Origin of the sequence: Pseudoalteromonas sp. M8, from assembly GCF_018141365.1 — a bacterium.
GTDB lineage: Bacteria > Pseudomonadota > Gammaproteobacteria > Enterobacterales > Alteromonadaceae > Pseudoalteromonas.
In genome coordinates this window covers 270097-285772 of record NZ_CP047239.1, presented here as the reverse complement: position 1 = coordinate 285772, position 15676 = coordinate 270097, and the positions used below count along the sequence as shown (strand labels likewise).

The 15676-nt window shown below is 43.5% G+C and carries 13 protein-coding genes; 9 read left to right on the top strand and 4 right to left on the bottom strand.

Annotated features, from left to right (window positions below):
* Positions 1 to 2: 2 nt before the first annotated feature.
* A complete protein-coding gene (locus GSF13_RS01160) occupies positions 3 to 740 on the top strand; it encodes a sulfite exporter TauE/SafE family protein (RefSeq protein ID WP_211865700.1) in 738 nt (245 codons plus the stop codon).
* A 61-nt stretch (positions 741 to 801) separates the two neighbouring features.
* Here the strand turns inward: GSF13_RS01160 and GSF13_RS01155 are convergent, their stop codons facing one another.
* A complete protein-coding gene (locus tag GSF13_RS01155; protein WP_045990043.1) occupies positions 802 to 1236 on the bottom strand; it encodes a hemerythrin domain-containing protein in 435 nt (144 codons plus the stop codon).
* Positions 1237 to 1251: 15 nt separating this feature from the next.
* Positions 1252 to 1779 carry a hypothetical protein gene (locus GSF13_RS01150; protein ID WP_174169308.1) on the bottom strand — a complete coding sequence of 176 codons (528 nt, stop codon included), beginning with the start codon at positions 1777 to 1779 and terminating at the stop codon, positions 1252 to 1254.
* A gap of 537 nt (positions 1780 to 2316) precedes the next feature.
* On the opposite strand from GSF13_RS01150, the gene GSF13_RS01145 reads away from it, so the two are divergent.
* From GSF13_RS01145 to GSF13_RS01110, 8 genes are all read left to right on the top strand, one after another.
* Positions 2317 to 4500 (top strand): pre-peptidase C-terminal domain-containing protein, encoded by a 2184-nt coding sequence (locus tag GSF13_RS01145; protein WP_211865698.1) that lies wholly within the window; start codon positions 2317 to 2319, stop codon positions 4498 to 4500.
* A gap of 138 nt (positions 4501 to 4638) precedes the next feature.
* A complete protein-coding gene (locus GSF13_RS01140; protein ID WP_211865695.1) occupies positions 4639 to 6468 on the top strand; it encodes a M28 family metallopeptidase in 1830 nt (609 codons plus the stop codon).
* 152 nt (positions 6469 to 6620) lie between these two features.
* The gene (locus tag GSF13_RS01135) at positions 6621 to 8342 is read left to right on the top strand and encodes an ATP-binding protein (protein WP_211865693.1); all 1722 of its coding nucleotides are present in this window, start codon (positions 6621 to 6623) and stop codon (positions 8340 to 8342) included.
* Positions 8335 to 9693 carry a sigma-54 dependent transcriptional regulator gene (locus GSF13_RS01130; protein ID WP_211865691.1) on the top strand — a complete coding sequence of 453 codons (1359 nt, stop codon included), beginning with the start codon at positions 8335 to 8337 and terminating at the stop codon, positions 9691 to 9693. Before GSF13_RS01135 ends, GSF13_RS01130 begins: the two co-directional genes overlap by 8 nt.
* A 161-nt stretch (positions 9694 to 9854) precedes the next feature.
* Complete coding sequence (locus tag GSF13_RS01125) at positions 9855 to 10805, top strand: porin (protein ID WP_174169303.1); 951 nt, start codon at positions 9855 to 9857, stop codon at positions 10803 to 10805.
* A 12-nt stretch (positions 10806 to 10817) separates the two neighbouring features.
* Entirely contained in the window at positions 10818 to 12266 is a 1449-nt protein-coding gene (locus GSF13_RS01120) for an SLC13 family permease (protein WP_206471932.1), read from the top strand.
* 144 nt (positions 12267 to 12410) lie between these two features.
* Positions 12411 to 13814: a coniferyl aldehyde dehydrogenase gene (locus GSF13_RS01115; protein WP_211865689.1), complete on the top strand. Its 1404-nt coding sequence runs from the start codon at positions 12411 to 12413 to the stop codon at positions 13812 to 13814.
* 203 nt (positions 13815 to 14017) lie between these two features.
* Positions 14018 to 14392, top strand: a complete 375-nt coding sequence (locus tag GSF13_RS01110) for a glyoxalase/bleomycin resistance/dioxygenase family protein (RefSeq protein WP_010605320.1) — start codon at positions 14018 to 14020, stop codon at positions 14390 to 14392.
* Positions 14393 to 14570: 178 nt separating this feature from the next.
* On the opposite strand, the gene GSF13_RS01105 is transcribed toward GSF13_RS01110, so the two are convergent.
* Complete coding sequence (locus tag GSF13_RS01105; RefSeq protein ID WP_010605321.1) at positions 14571 to 14741, bottom strand: DUF2986 domain-containing protein; 171 nt, start codon at positions 14739 to 14741, stop codon at positions 14571 to 14573.
* 186 nt (positions 14742 to 14927) lie between these two features.
* Positions 14928 to 15653, bottom strand: coding sequence for a tetratricopeptide repeat protein (locus GSF13_RS01100; protein WP_010605322.1), 726 nt, complete (start codon positions 15651 to 15653; stop codon positions 14928 to 14930).
* Between the last annotated feature and the right edge of the window lie 23 nt (positions 15654 to 15676).

The following is a 15676-nucleotide window of genomic DNA, read 5'->3' as shown; positions in this document are numbered from 1 at the left end:
GAATGACAGAACCAATTCAACTTGCAGTAATTGCCCTTGTCGTTCTGCTAAGTGGTATTTCAAAGTCTGGCTTTGCAGGCGCGTTAGGGGCGTTTTCTGTTCCAATTTTGATGATGGTGTTGAATCCAAGGGACGCCATTGCGTTGATGCTTCCGCTACTTATCGTTGCGGATGTTTTTAGCCTGAAGAGCTATTGGCGCTTATGGAATGTGCCAGAATTAAAGCGGTTATTGCCAGGCACACTAGTCGGGATAGCCTTAGCAACGCTTTTTCTTCAAGGCGTCAGTGAGTTTTGGCTGACGGTTGTGATTGCAGCGATGAGCATAATATTTGCGCTTAAAAGCTTACTGATTAAAAATACACCTGAAAGTGTTGGGCACTTAAGGTTACTGGCCGCGAGCACCTCTACCGCAGCTGGTATCTCCACGACCTTAATTCATGCAGGCGGCCCACCACTCATGGTGTATTTTAACGCTCGCAAATTAGAGCCAACGGCTTATATCGCGACGGTTGCGGTACTATTTGCGCTGATGAATGTGATTAAGTTAGCGACCTTCTCTGCAACTGGGTTGTTACAGTGGCAACATGTGCTGCTTGCTATCTGTTTTACACCTTTAGCGTTGCTTGGTAATAGGCTCGGTGTGCACCTTGCGAAACGCTTACCTAAAAAGCAATTTTTGCTGGTGATGAATGGACTACTGCTCATACTTGGAGTGGTATTGATTGGTAAATTGCTGTGATGGTGTCGGTTACCAAAATCTAGCAAAGTAAATGCCCACAACATGTTGTGGGCATAGAAAGCTATAACTGCTCTTCCATCTCTTTTTGATACTCATCTGCAAGTTGCGACTTTTCACTTTTATCAAGTACCTTACCCGCACGCTGGAAAAATGCTTGCTCTTCGTCAGCCAAGTGATGCTCAACTTTGTCTTTGAGTTTTTTCAATTTAGTTAGCCAACTAGGATCGGAAAACTCCGTATTATCCAGTGCCTCAATTAACTCATCAATCTCATGATGCTCGGCGATACCGTGGCGAGAGTCTTCGATCGTCATGTCGCTTTCCATTAACGGGGCGTAAAAGTACCTTTCTTCTGCGATGGCATGCGCCTCTAGCGCGTCCTTCAACTCTTTATAGTACTTCTCGCGAACCTTTGAATCACCAGACGTTTCTGCCAACATGTTCAATAGGGCGCGTTGATGATCATGATCTTGCTTTATTGCATTAAAAATTTCCATGTAGATTACCTCTTTCTAGCTTAAAACGTCTGTTCTGGTGCTGTTTTTAAAAAACGACATGAGTTTGCTTCGATGCGCCTCATTATTCGTTTTAATGATAAGCAGCCACTTGCCCTCTGCGATTTTATTCATCACCGCCTGGTTAAACGCATCTTTGTCTGGACGCAAAGAAATAAGGCCTGAAGCAAATAGCCCTAAAAATAAGCCGGGGCTTAATAAAGCGATAAACGTTAAGTAAGGATTAGCTTGTGTGAAAGCCGGTCCATAACTTACCAATAGCCCCGCGATTAGAAAGCCTAATATCACCCCCATGCTGCCAAGGTACAAATGCCAATTAAGCATGTTTTTGGCAAGGCGACTTTCGCTTTTAGGCTCAAGTTTTTTGTCGGCATCTTTGTCATACGGATTAACCAGTTCTAGATGCTCATGTTGAACAAGGTGGCTGTTTAACAATTCATTTTGCAATTTTTCTGCGGCTGCTTTCCCTGTTAGAACGGCCCCAACTCTATGATCTGTGTAGGATAATATTTCAAAAGTATCCATTACTCCTCCTAATTTCGTTGCAGCTTGTAATTATTCAAACTGCAAGTGTTATACCGGGAGAATGAGATTTATAAGGTATTGAATTTTATTAATAATTTTAGATTTCAGATGTTGTGGGGTTGAACAAATGAAGCACAAGGCAGAAAGAATTACCGAGTAGTTACTACATGTTTTGATACAACATAATGATTATAAAGTTAGTTTAGGGAAGAAACTGGCATATTTACTCATATTGTATCAAAAAATTTACAAACGTATGTTTTGTTACTTAATTCAAGATATTAAGTGTGGGTCTATTTTTTAAACAAATGCATGAAAGCATTGCATAAATATTTAAAGTAAATTAAATATTATTAAAATGTTAACTTTGGGGTTTATTTATTTGAATTGCTGCCTAGTCTAATAAGGCGTGGCGAGTGCTAATGGGCTTGCCATGTCTTCTGCAGTTGAAGGAGAAAACAGTCACATTTCATCTAATGTTTTTTGTTAAGCAGTGATGAAAAGGACAATAAAACAACAATACTAGGAGTGTAATTCGTGAAATTATCTACAGTAACTATGGCTACGGCGTGTGCGATTGCGTTTACTTCGCTCAGTGCTCAAGCTGCAACAAAACAATACTTAAACCAGCAAGCTGACATTAATACTATGCTTAAGTCAGCTTCTCAAACAGTGTTGAGTACACAACCAGAAGTGCTGATTGGTTTGGAAAGCGCGAGCCAACTAAAGGAGCTTAAAAGCTTCAATAGTAAAAAAGGTGAAGTAACTAAGCGTTTTCAACAAATGTACCAAGGATTACCAGTGATTGGCGATTCGGTCATTTTAACGTTTGACGATGCCGGTGCGCTTAAAAAGGCTCACGGTGCAGCGGTTTATAACATCGCGGCTGACATCGGTTCGGTAAAACCCAGGCTAAATGCCAAAATGGCATTGAATCAGTTTGAAAAGCAATCGCTTAGTGCAGGCAAAAAGCTTAAAAAACATAACGAGAAATCTCGCCTTGCGATCTGGTTGGATGGCAATTCAACGGCACGTTTAGTCTATGAAGTCACTTTTGTTACTTATGGTGATGAGCCTAAACGCCCATATTTGATCATTGATGCAAACACAGGCGAAGTGTTAGAAAGCTTCAATAACTTGCAGCATGCAGATGCGATAGGCCCTGGTGGTAACCAAAAGACTGGTCGTTACCAATATGGTACTGATTATGGTCATCTAGACGTAGCGCAGTCGGGCAATACTTGTACCATGACGAATGCGAACGTTAAGACAATTAACTTAAATCACGGTAGTAGCGGTTCGACTGCACATAGCTTTACATGCCCAGAAAATACCGTTAAAGAAATTAACGGTGCATACTCACCGCTGAACGACGCCCATTATTTTGGCAATGTAGTATTTAATATGTACAACGATTGGCTCGGCACAGCGCCGTTGTCGTTCCAGCTTAAAATGCGTGTGCACTATAGTAGCAACTACGAAAACGCGTTTTGGGATGGCAGTGCGATGACATTTGGTGATGGTGCAAATACATTCTATCCGTTGGTAAGTCTTGATGTATCTGCTCACGAAGTAAGCCATGGTTTCACTGAGCAAAACTCAGGTTTGGTATACCGTTATAAATCAGGTGGCTTGAACGAAGCGTTTTCTGATATGGCAGGTGAAGCTGCTGAATTTTATATGAAAGGCAGCAATGACTGGTTAGTTGGACAAGACATTTTCAAAGGGAGTGGTGCATTGCGTTATATGAATGATCCAACGCAAGACGGTCGCTCAATCGATCATCAGTCTAACTATACGTCTAGCATGGATGTTCATCACACTTCAGGGGTGTTCAACAAAGCCTTCTACAATCTGGCAACTACGGCAGGTTGGGATACGAAAAAAGCCTTTATCGTAATGGCAAAAGCTAACCAAATGTATTGGACCGCTAATACTGACTGGGACTTAGCTGGTAATGGCGTGATGGATGCGGCATGTGACCTAGGTTATGAACCTGGTGATGTACAAGCTGCGTTAGCAGCGGTTGGCGTTAACTCTAACTTAAGCACAGGTAGTAGCTGTGACACCAACCCACCACCTCCTCCTGGTGGCGATGAAGAGTTAACGAACGGTCAGCCTCGTACTGGGATCAGTGGCGCGGCAAAAGAGCAAATGTTTTTTACCCTTGATGTGCCAGCTGATGCGACTAGCCTAAACTTCACCACTTCTGGTGGTAGCGGTGATGCGGACCTTTATGTCAAGTATGGCTCTCGTCCGACACTAAACACTTATGACTGCAATAGCACAACGTCTACAAGCAACGAAAGCTGCGATATTAGTAACATTCAAGCTGGTAAGTACTACGTGATGGTCGAAGCGTGGAATCAGATTTCGGGCGTAACTTTGACTGGTACATACAGCTCAACAGGTGGAACTCAACCAATTGACCGCACTGAGTCAAATATCAGTGTTGCATCTGGCAGCTGGACACGTTTCACGCAAGATCTAAATGCTAGCTACAGCAGCCTTGAAGTAAGCATTTCAGGTGGTTCAGGTGATGCGGACCTATACGTAAACTTTGGTTCTCAATCAACAACGTCGAGCTATCAGTGTCGTCCTTATAAAAACGGTAACAATGAGACTTGTACGATTGCAAACCCGCAGCAAGGTACTTGGTATATTGATTTACGTGGCTATAGCGCAGCTAGCGGTGTAACACTGAATATCAAAGCGAACTAAGTAACAGTTTATAGGGAGCGCAAGCTCCCTTTTTTATTAGGCCCCAAAAAAGTCATAAATTTACCTCATTTGAATAATTCTTTTATTTTGCTCAGCGCTTAAATCATGTTGTTATTCAAATGAGTTGAGGATACAACAATGAAATTAACTACACCTATGCTACTGAGCATTGCCTGTTTGAGTGGCTTTTCTGAAGCGTCAGAAGAGGTTTGGGTGACGATGGATGCGAAGTCTAGTCAGCATTTCCAAGTCCATAATTCTATTCGCGGTACTCACTTTGAGCAGCTTTCTTTACCGAACAGCGAAGTCAAAGCGTTAAAAGTACCTGCAAGCTTACATTCACACCTGAGTGCATTTATGCACGACGAATATCACCGCTGTGGTGGTTTTGTCGCTCATGACTCTTTAGAGCAGGCGCAAAGCTACCTTGCACAGTTAGAAAGCATAAACCCAAGTGCGACGCTGGTTAACTACAGCATTGATAACCCCGCGCGGGTTAACAGCTTAATCTCAAAAGTCAGTACGGTAAACTTAGACAGCAGTGTCAATTCGCTAACCAGTTTTTATAACCGCTATTATACCTCGCAAACGGGTGTTGATGCCGCTGCATGGGTCAAGCAAACATGGAGCGATATTGCAGCAAGTCGCTCAGATATTAGTGTTGAATATTTTAGCCACTCTTGGGCTCAGTCTTCAGTGATTGTCACCATTCCAGGTAGCGAACTGAGCGATGAAATCGTTATTATCGGCGGGCACCTTGATTCAATTAACCAATCTAACTCGAGTGGACTTGCGCCGGGTGCGGATGATAATGCCTCAGGGATAGCTGTGCTTACCGAAGCGCTAAGCGCTATTGTTGAAGATGGTTATCAGCCTCAGCGGACAATCCAAATCATGGGCTTTGCGGCAGAAGAAGTTGGGCTTCGAGGTTCTAAAGCTATCGCGCAGTCGTACAGCTCTCAGGGAAAAAACGTAGTCGGTATGACACAATTTGATATGACTGGCCGCAATGGCAGTAGTGCGGATATTGTGATGATGACAGACTATACAAACAGCGCACAGAATCAGTTCTTAGGCCAATTAATTGAAACTTATTTGCCAAACCTTAGCTATGCCTATGACCAATGCGGTTATGGTTGTTCTGACCATGCATCTTGGTATCAGCAAGGGTTCCCAGCTTCTATGCCATTTGAATCAAGAATGTCTGAGATCAACAGAAAAATTCATACCACCAACGATACTGAATTTGATTCAACACATGCACAAAAATTTGCAAAACTCGCGCTGGCATTTGTTGCTGAGCTTGGTAAAAATGCGGGTGATATACCTCCGCCACAACCAAACAATAAGCTTGAAAACGGCGTGGCTAAAACGGGGATTTCTGGCGCTTCTAAAAGCCAACAGTTTTTCACCATGGAAGTACCACAAGGTGCAACTAATTTAAGTTTTACCACCTCAGGTGGTACTGGTGACGCCGATCTCTACGTTCGCTATGGATCCAAACCTACTTTGGATACTCATGACTGCAAGAGCACTAACTCGTCTAGTAACGAGCAATGCAATATTTCCGCTGTGCAAACTGGTACGTATTACGTGATGGTAGAGGCATGGAACGCGATTTCGGGGGTCAGTTTGGTAGGACAATACGATACCTCAAGTGGCAATACGCCTATTGACGAAACTATCAATAATATTTCTGTCGCCAGTGGTCAGTGGCAGTATTTTAGTCAAGCACTAACCGCGGGATACCAAACCCTGACAATTACGACGTCGGGAGGCACGGGAGATGCGGATCTTTATGTTAATTTTGGCACGCAACCAAATACCAGCACCTACCAATGTCGGCCATACAAAAATGGCAATAATGAGGTATGTATAATCTCCAATCCTCAGGTTGGCACTTGGCATATCGGCCTGCAAGGCTACCAAGCAGCGAGCAATGTAACGCTAAGTATTAGCGCGAATTAATACGCCAACTAATACGCGTTTAAAATTAAGACCGGGGATATAATCTTGCTTATCTCCGGTCTTGGCGCTTAGTGATACATTGATTTAGAGAGATTTGATTTAATTGATATTCTGCTTCTGATAGACTCAATGAGTTCAATTAGGAGTTGCGTGTGTCACATAAGTTCTCAGTTAAGATATTAATTTATCTTTTATTATTATTTTGTGGGCTGTGGGCAAGTTATTTGTTCAATGTGGCACAGGATGAGGAAAATGTCCTTGGTCAGACTAAAACCAACCTAGAAAAGTTCAATAGTTATGTCCAGACTGAATTTACTCGTTATCAAGCTATCCAAACGCAATTGAGCCTAAGCAATTTGGTGCAATCAGGCTTACAGCAAGCAACCGCTATTAACTCCAATGAACTGGACAGATACCTTCAGGACATTCAAATATCCAGTGGTGCGTCAGACGTTTACCTGCTAGACCTCAGTGGAACTGTGATTGCGAGCAGCAACTGGTATTTACCGCATAGCTATAAAGGCAGCAATTTTGCCTTTCGCCCCTATTTTTACGAAACAATCAAGGGCAATGAGCATGTCTCTTTTGCGCTCGGTTTACGTTCCAAAACCCGTGGCTTCTATTTTGCTAAGTCTGTCTATAAAGACGGCTCGCTTGTGGGCGTGGTGGTGATGAAGGTTAACGCCAGTAAATTTGAATCAGATAAAGCCCAGCTTGATACGGGAACTGATAGCCATTTCTTAATTGTGGACGATAATCATATTGTACTGGCATCTGATGTTGAGCAGTGGCGGTTAGGCTCGTTAGGGGAACTGTCCCCAGCAAAGCGCAAAGAAATTGAATCCTCAAGGCAGTTTGAAAACGAATCTCTGTTTCCGATTGATTGGCGCGTGCTTTCACCAACCAGAGTGAAAACTTCATCTCATGGCAGCGACGCGCTGATGCAAAAGAGGCCGCTTAACAAGCAATACTCTCTTTATTTGCTACATGAAGTTGCGCCTATCAAAGCTGCACAGTGGCCGCGGCTTGGGGTAACTGCACTGGTATTGATTTTACTCTTTGTTGTTGTCGAGTACACGTTGAGTAAATTGACAGGATACCGACAACTGCTTTTCAGCCAGCGGAGTCTCGAGGCTGAGGTTGCCAGCCGCAAGCAAGCGCTCGAGCAGGCGCAAGATGCACTGATTCGCGCTGCCAAGTTAGCAACCATAGGGCAGCTCAGCGCCAGCATTAACCATGAAATCAATCAACCGCTTAGTGCCATGAGTGCGTATGTTGCCAGCGCCAAACGGTTGGCTCAAAAGGGAGAAGTGAGCAAAGTAGTCGAAAATATGGTCCTGATCCAATCTTTGATCACTCGAGTGCATAAAATCGTGGCGCAGCTAAAATCATTTAGTCAGCATCATGATAATAAGATGCTGGTGGCCAACCTTAAACACTCTGTAGATAACGCCTTAGTTATAGTTGGGCCTGAACTCAAACGCTACGGTGTAGCAATTCAAAGTGAGGGGCTTGCGTGCAATATCTGGGTCGATCCATTTAAGTTTGAGCAAGTACTGGTGAATATTATTAGCAATGCGTGCCAAGCCATTGTTGAGCAAGATAATAAATGCATTTATATTCGCGCCGTGGAGCACGAAGGCAAGATCCAGCTGTCTATTATTGACTCGGGCGAAGGGATAAAGCAGCATGCTTTATCCAACATATTTGAACCGTTTTACACCACTAAATCAGGTAATGGCTTGGGCTTGGGGTTATCCATTTCAAAACAGATCATTGAATCGTTTCATGGCAAACTCAGTGCCCATAATCATCCGCAAGGTGGTGCCGAGTTTTTAATTAGTTTACACACAAAGAATCCGCAACATGACTGAAGAGAAAACCCTGTTAATCATCGATGATGAACAAAGTATACGAGATGCACTAAAGCAACTGTTTGAAATAGAAGGGTACTCAGTGCAGTGTTTTTCCAGTGCAACGCCTGCATTAAAAAAGCTTTCTCGTCAGTTTAGCGGTGTTGTGCTTTGTGACATCAATATGCCTGAGATCAATGGTATTCAATTTTTAGAGCAGGTAATGCAGTTTGATTCTGAGTTACCTGTGGTATTTCTAACCGGCTTTGCGGATGTTGAAGTGGCGGTAAAAGCTATCCAAAAAGGGGCTTACGACTTTTTTGAAAAGCCTGTGTCAGAGCCGCTACTTGACTGCATAGAAAGGGCGCTTGATAAACGCCGGCTGGTGATGGAAAACCGAGAGCTAAAAGCGCAAGTCAAGAAAAAGTCTGCGCCGGGGGTGCGGATCTTAGGTGAGACAAAGCAAATGCAGCAAATGCTACATTTGCTTGATGCCGTGATTGATACTCCTGCTGACGTACTAATTGAAGGTGAAACCGGTACAGGAAAGGAATTGGTGGCGCGATACTTACACGACCATAGCGAGCGCTCAAACCATAACTTCGTCGCCATCAATTGCGGTGCGATTCCAGAAGAGCTGATTGAAAGTGAATTATTTGGTGCCAAAAGCGGAGCATTTACGGGTGCTAAAGAGTCTCGCGAGGGAAAATTTTCTTTTGCCCAAGGTGGCACGGTTTTTTTGGATGAAATCGAAGCCATGTCTGCGGCTTTACAAGTGAAGCTGCTGCGCGTTTTAGAAGAGAGAAGTGTGACGCCAGTTGGTAGCAACACTGCGATAGCACTGGACATTAGAGTGGTAGCGGCGACGAAAGTGGATTTACAAACCTTAGTCGCACAGGGTAAATTTCGCTCGGATTTATTTTATCGACTTAACCTCGTCAAAGTGATGATCCCATCACTTCGTTCCAGAAAAGCTGATATTCCGCTGCTATATAAACACTTTAGCTCCATTGCTGCTACTCGCTTTCATAAACCTATGCAGCCAATTAGCCCTGAATTAGAGGCGCAGCTACTGGCGCAAGACTGGCCTGGGAACGTGCGAGAGCTGAGAAACCACGCCGAGCGCCATATTTTACTCGGTGGTGCGATGGCTGCGAGTAACAACATGCAAAGCAATTTGTCTGATGAAACGTTGAGTTTGGCTGAGAAGGTGAGCTACTACGAGCAATCGTTAATTGAAGAAGCGCTGGCACAAAGCCAAGGTAGCATAAAAGATGCGATGAATTTATTAAAAGTGCCGAGAAAAACCTTGTACGACAAGATGAGCAAGTATGGTTTAAATCGCACTATGTTCACCAATGATGATGGGTGAATTTAGTGACACATTATAGATTTAAGTGTGTGGAAATCCGCACATTTTAGCTGGTGTTAATCTCAGATTTATATTTATCCATATGATTTATATTAAAAAATAAACTCTGGTCTCAGAATTGCGTTGTCTTAAGCGACAATAATCAAAAAATGAGACAAGTTATGACAGCAAGTAAATCTTTAGTGGCGTTGGCAGTTGCCAGTGCAATGCTATCAGCCTCTGCGTTAGCCGCAGACTACAGCATTTATGGTAAAGCAGAAGTTCAAATTGCTAACACAGACAAAGGTGTGATGCGTTATACCAAAGAGGGCACACAAATTGACGCACCATTTTCAAGAATTGGTGTAAAAGGCACTCACGGCTTATCAAGCGATCTAAAACTCGTCTACAAATATGAAGTACAAGTTAAAGGTTTTGAACACGACGATACCACCGAGCCATTTTCAGCAAGAAACACCTATGTTGGCCTTGAAGGTAAATTTGGTACGGTTTTAGTGGGCAGAAACGACACGCGTTTTAAATTCAGTGAAGGGAAAATCGATCAATTTAACGAAACCCAAAGTGATATTGCCCAAGTGCTAGCAGGCCAAGACAGAGTTGGTGATTCAATTACCTATTCTTCACCTAAATGGAACGACTTTTCTTTTTCTCTGACCTACACACCGAAAGACGACGCGAGCAACGACGAAACTGGGTTTGCAGCTACCGCAATTTATGGTGACCGAGCATTAAAAAATAAAGATTACTATGTTGCTCTGAGTCATACCGACAGTATTGGTAATTTGGTTGCCACGCGTATCGCGTTGGCTTACAAGTGGCAAAAGCTACAACTTGGTGCCATCATCCAAGACAGTGAAAATCTAGCGAAAGACAAATCAGGTAATGGCTATGTGCTAAGCGCAAGTTATCAACTCGACGATAATTGGCGTCCGAAGCTACAGTTTGCCAAAGACTCAAGCGGATTACGCCACAGTGAAGATGCGACTCAGTGGACGCTAGGTACAGACTATATTTTTGATAAACAAACTAACTTGTATGTAATGGCAACGCAGCTCGACCTTGAAACACAAGACGATACTAGCATCGCTGTTGGTTTAAAATATAAGTTTTAAAGGTTCAAGATAATGACAGAAGAGAATAAAAAAACGATAAAAACGCAGCTGTTTCTGTGGCTTGGTCCCTTGGTAATGTTACTGATCTGTTTGGTTGAACCACCATCTGGCATGTCGGTTGAGGCATGGAGAACCGCAGGCTTAGCGTTTTGGCTAGCCTCCTGGTGGATAACCGAAGCTGTGCCTATTCCAGCGGCTTCGTTATTACCTTTGGTTATTTCGCCTTTAGTCGGGATTGCATCTATTAAAGCAGTCGCTGCACCGTTTGCGCATCCTTTGATTTATCTATTTCTGGGTGGATTTTTGCTCTCAATCGCCATGGAAAGGTGGGGGCTGCATAAACGCATCGCGCTGAATACCATGTTGTTCGCAGGCACTAAACCGAGTATACAGATCTTAGCGATGATGGGCGTGACAGCATTTTTATCTATGTGGATGTCAAACACGGCAACGGCAGTAATGATGTTACCGATTGCACTTTCGGTTATTCACTTGGTAAAAGAGCAGGGTGGAGATAGCCAAAGCTTTGCTAAAGCGCTATTACTTTCTATCGCTTATGGTGCCAGTATTGGAGGTATTGCAACTTTAATTGGTACGCCACCAAATGCGTTAATGGCTGCATATTTATCCGACAGTTATCAAATAGAGATTGGTTTTGCCACTTGGATGATGATTGGTGTGCCTTTGTCTTTGGTGATGCTGGCATTTGCTTGGTTCTGGTTGACCAAAGTGACTTACAAGGTTGATAAAGAAGAAATCAATGTTGATACTAAGTCGTTATTTACTTCCCAATTAAAAGCACTCGGTGAAATGTCTCGTGCGGAGAAAGGGGTTTTTGCGGTATTTATTTTAGCGGCAGTATGTTGGATCTTTAGACCGCTAATTGGTGATGTTACGGGTCTTAAATTGTCAGATACTGGCATTGCAATTGCCGCTGCACTGTTACTATTTGTTCTTCCTGCTAAGTCGGGAAGTGACGAACGTATTTTAGATTGGGAAAGCGCAGCTAAGGTGCCTTGGGGGATTTTGCTATTATTTGGCGGTGGTTTATCGCTCGCGGCACAGATCAAATCTTCAGGACTTGCCGATTACATCGCTAACTTACTTGTGGGCGCGGATGCCATGGGCTTAGTGCTTGGCGTGCTAGTTGTTGCAGCGCTTATTACGTTCTTAACGGAAATTACCAGCAATACCGCAACGGCTGCAGGCTTTTTACCTTTACTTGGACCTGTCGCTGAATCAATCACGGGCTCTCCTTTAGCTTGGGTTATCCCTGCAGCAATCGCGGCCAGTTGCGCCTTTATGATGCCTGTCGCAACACCACCAAATGCCATCGTATTTGGCTCGGGTGAGATTAAAATTAAAGACATGATCCGAGCAGGGTTTGTTTTGAACTTAGTCGCAATTGGGTTAATTACAATCGTTACCTTGACTTTGGCAAGGAGCATACTAGGGTTTTAAAGTTGCCATTCTCCACAGGCTGTGTCCATCGAAAGGCAACTCGGTCATACGCAGCCTGCCTCCATAGTCATACCTAGTTTTTTGAAGATAGACCCGTTGTTTTTTCCTTGCTATATTCGAATTAGACATTAGCAGGACCTGATAATGATTGAAGATAATACCAGCACTCTAATAGCCACATTTACTCAGTTAAAAAGCCGCTTTAACCAAGATCCTTACCCCGCGCTTGAAAAGCGTTTACGTCTATTAACTGAAATAAAATCACGTATGTTGCAGCGGCAAGATCAATTAGTCGAGGCGGCAGATCAGGATTTTGGTACTCGGAGTCGATTCGATACCGTGATTGCAGACATCATGCCTTGCATCAATTCGATTGATTATATCGCGAAGCACCTGCGCAAATGGGGCAAAGTGCTGCATCGTTCACCCGGTGCGCAGTGGCTACCATCTAAGGCAAAAATTGAGATTGTGCCAAAAGGAGTCGTGGGCGTGATAGCCCCGTGGAATTATCCAATTCAGTTGGCGATTGTCCCCGTGATTACCGCCCTCGCCGCTGGAAACAAAGTCATGCTCAAGTTGAGCGAGTTCACTCCCAATGTGAATGCGGTGATAAGAGCCATTTTTAAAGGATTGGATAATGAAGTGTGCGTCATTGAAGGTGGACCTGATATTGCCACGACTTTTACTGAGCAGCCATTTGATCACTTGCTATTTACAGGTTCAACAGCAGTTGGCAAAAAGGTGATGGCGGCTGCGGCTAAAAATCTCACGCCGGTCACCCTTGAGTTAGGGGGGAAATCACCTGTTATTGTGCTTGATGACGCTGATATCAGCGCCGCTGCGATGAGCGTGTTAATGGGTAAGCTCTCTAATTCAGGTCAAATCTGTGTTGCACCAGATTATGTGTTAGTGCACGAAGAAAAATACGACGCATTTATTGCTGAGCTGGAACAGCACTACGAAAAAACATATAAAACAAAAGTAGGTGTAAAAAACCAAACTTCAATTATTAACGACAGACAATTTCAGCGCTTAAACGACATTATTATTGATGCCAAAAGTAAAGGCGCAAATGTATGGCAAGCTGAGCCGGCATGCGACAATCGTCAGCTCCCTCTGCATATCATTACCCAGGTCAACAAAAGCATGAGGGTGATGCAAGAGGAGTTATTTGGAACGATTTTGCCGATACTAAAAATATCCGACTTAAATGATGCGATTAGCTACATTAGAGAAGACACCACACCGCTTGCGAGTTATTTGTTTACGCAATCTCAGGTTGCCATGAATAAAGTGTCAAAGGAGCTCGCAACGGGGACTCTAGCGATCAACGAAACCATAGTGCACGTGGTTGTTGAGTCTTTACCCTTTGGTGGCCTAGGTCACTCTGGTATGGGTCAATATCATGGCGAAGAAGGCTTTTATACCTTTAGCCACAAAAAGCCCATTCTCCAATCCAATAATACTAAATGGCGTAACAAGATGCTGCTTAGCCATTCGAAGCTGCTTACAAAGCCTTTAGAGTGGCTATTTTTGAGGAGAAAGTAGCGTTAATGTGTTGAGCGAAGCGCCATTACATATTGAGATCCAATGTACTTGAAATAAGACTTAGCCTGAAATATCACTGGTTATTTTTATGGGACTTCACAATATCGACAGATAAAAAGCTGATGCTAGAGAGAGTGCTGGCTCAGCCCAATATTCAGGCTAACACGATACAGGATGACAGTTTCAGTCAGGAAGGAGTTCACATGAATACTAAGGTTAAGTTTACAGCTGGTCGTAATATCGCCATGAAGCTGCCGCCTCATCAGTACGAGGCAACGCTTCAGTTCTACCGCGATGTCATTGGCCTCAAAGAAATAACAGAGCATGCTCCATCGGTTGGTTTTGAGTTTGGCTCCAATAATCTCTGGCTCGACAGCGTACCTGGTATCAGCCAAGCCGAAACATGGCTCGAGATTGTTACCAATGATATTGCAGCAGCGTCAGAGCACCTCAAAGCTGCTGGCGTCGTACGCTGTGATGAAATCGAGCCGTTACCTGAAGGATTTCAGGCATTCTGGGTGTCCAGCCCTGCATCGATTATCCACCTTGTTTGCAAAGACTCAGAGTCATGGAAATAGTAACACCTAACACGTGTGAATTTTCACTGTTCAAACCAGCAAATCAATTTTAATTTGAGAGCAGAGATCCTCATCTAACGTTGGAGGATTGATTGAGGTAGGCAACAATGCAGAATCATAGTTAAAAAGTGCTTGAAATTAAAATAGTTAATGACGAGCTGACACAAAACTGGGGCTATTAATGCTCGTTGTTTTCGCTATCTAATTCCTCACTTTCTTGCTGTTGGGCTGCGATTTTCTCACGCTCAGCTTTTGAAATATAACGAGGTTTGTTGCTTTTGTGGAGTTTAGCATTAGCACGCTTGTCTTTTTTCTTTAAGGTTTCGTAAATTTTCTTTTTGCGATTCATTTTCACAGCTCATTATGAATGAAGTGCTAGTTTACCTTAGTGTTAGCGGGTTCAACAATGATAAAAAGATTGACGTGGTTAATAATGAGCATGACTTTTACCTAGGTGTGATGGTACTAGCTCAATCTCTTAGTAAGGAAAAATAATAAGGGCCTCACATGAGACCTTTATTATTTACCACTTTACTTACTTTGTACGTGTTTCTGCCACGTATTTACCGGCTTGAATTCGCTCGTAAATACTATTTGCGAGCTCTTTCGCTTGCTCGATTTGTGAAGGGGAAAGCTGTTTTTCGTCGAGTACTCGGCTCTTTGTGGCTTCGGCATAACCATTAAACTCGGCTAACGTGTTCCATACGTACGAGCGTTCAATATTTTTCTCGACTCCTAAGCCCTGAAAATACATGAGTGCTAAATTAAACATGGCTAAGGTGTAGTTGTTTGCGGCGGCTTTTTCATACCAGTTAAGTGCGTGGCGGTAACTTTGTGGTACACCGTCACCGTTTGCATACATTAGCGCTACGTTAAATTGCGCGGCTGGCATGTTTTTGTTTGCCGCTCTGGTCATTAGCTCAACGTATTTTGAGCGGTCCTTTTTAACGCCGCGACCTTCGTCATACATGACTGCTAGCGCAAACATTGCGTCGGCTTCACCAAGTTTTACGGCCTGTTGAAATAACTCTGCAGCTTTGCGTTGATTTTTAACGACACCATAGCCGCCTTCATACATTACACCGAGTTGATAAATGCCCGGGGCATAGTTCATTTCAGCTAAATAATTGAATTCTTGTAGTGCTTCTTCGAACCTGCCAGCATTGAGTGCATCTATGCCTTCTTCCAATCCAGCTGTTGCCAAAGGTGCTTGGCTTAAAAGTGCAATGGCGATACATGCTTTTGAAATCCTGCCTAACATCATAGACCTCCTTAAGGTAGCTA

Excerpts from the sequence above, each read along its gene's own strand:
- GSF13_RS01160 (WP_211865700.1), top strand. The coding sequence starts at position 3 with ATGACAGAACCAATTCAACTTGCAGTAATTGCCCTTGTCGTTCTGCTA.
- GSF13_RS01155 (WP_045990043.1), bottom strand. The coding sequence starts at position 1,236 with ATGGAAATTTTTAATGCAATAAAGCAAGATCATGATCATCAACGCGCC.
- GSF13_RS01150 (WP_174169308.1), bottom strand. The coding sequence starts at position 1,779 with ATGGATACTTTTGAAATATTATCCTACACAGATCATAGAGTTGGGGCC.
- GSF13_RS01140 (WP_211865695.1), top strand. The coding sequence starts at position 4,639 with ATGAAATTAACTACACCTATGCTACTGAGCATTGCCTGTTTGAGTGGC.
- GSF13_RS01130 (WP_211865691.1), top strand. The coding sequence starts at position 8,335 with ATGACTGAAGAGAAAACCCTGTTAATCATCGATGATGAACAAAGTATA.
- GSF13_RS01125 (WP_174169303.1), top strand. The coding sequence starts at position 9,855 with ATGACAGCAAGTAAATCTTTAGTGGCGTTGGCAGTTGCCAGTGCAATG.
- GSF13_RS01120 (WP_206471932.1), top strand. The coding sequence starts at position 10,818 with ATGACAGAAGAGAATAAAAAAACGATAAAAACGCAGCTGTTTCTGTGG.
- GSF13_RS01115 (WP_211865689.1), top strand. The coding sequence starts at position 12,411 with ATGATTGAAGATAATACCAGCACTCTAATAGCCACATTTACTCAGTTA.
- GSF13_RS01110 (WP_010605320.1), top strand. The coding sequence starts at position 14,018 with ATGAATACTAAGGTTAAGTTTACAGCTGGTCGTAATATCGCCATGAAG.
- GSF13_RS01105 (WP_010605321.1), bottom strand. The coding sequence starts at position 14,741 with ATGAATCGCAAAAAGAAAATTTACGAAACCTTAAAGAAAAAAGACAAG.
- GSF13_RS01100 (WP_010605322.1), bottom strand. The coding sequence starts at position 15,653 with ATGTTAGGCAGGATTTCAAAAGCATGTATCGCCATTGCACTTTTAAGC.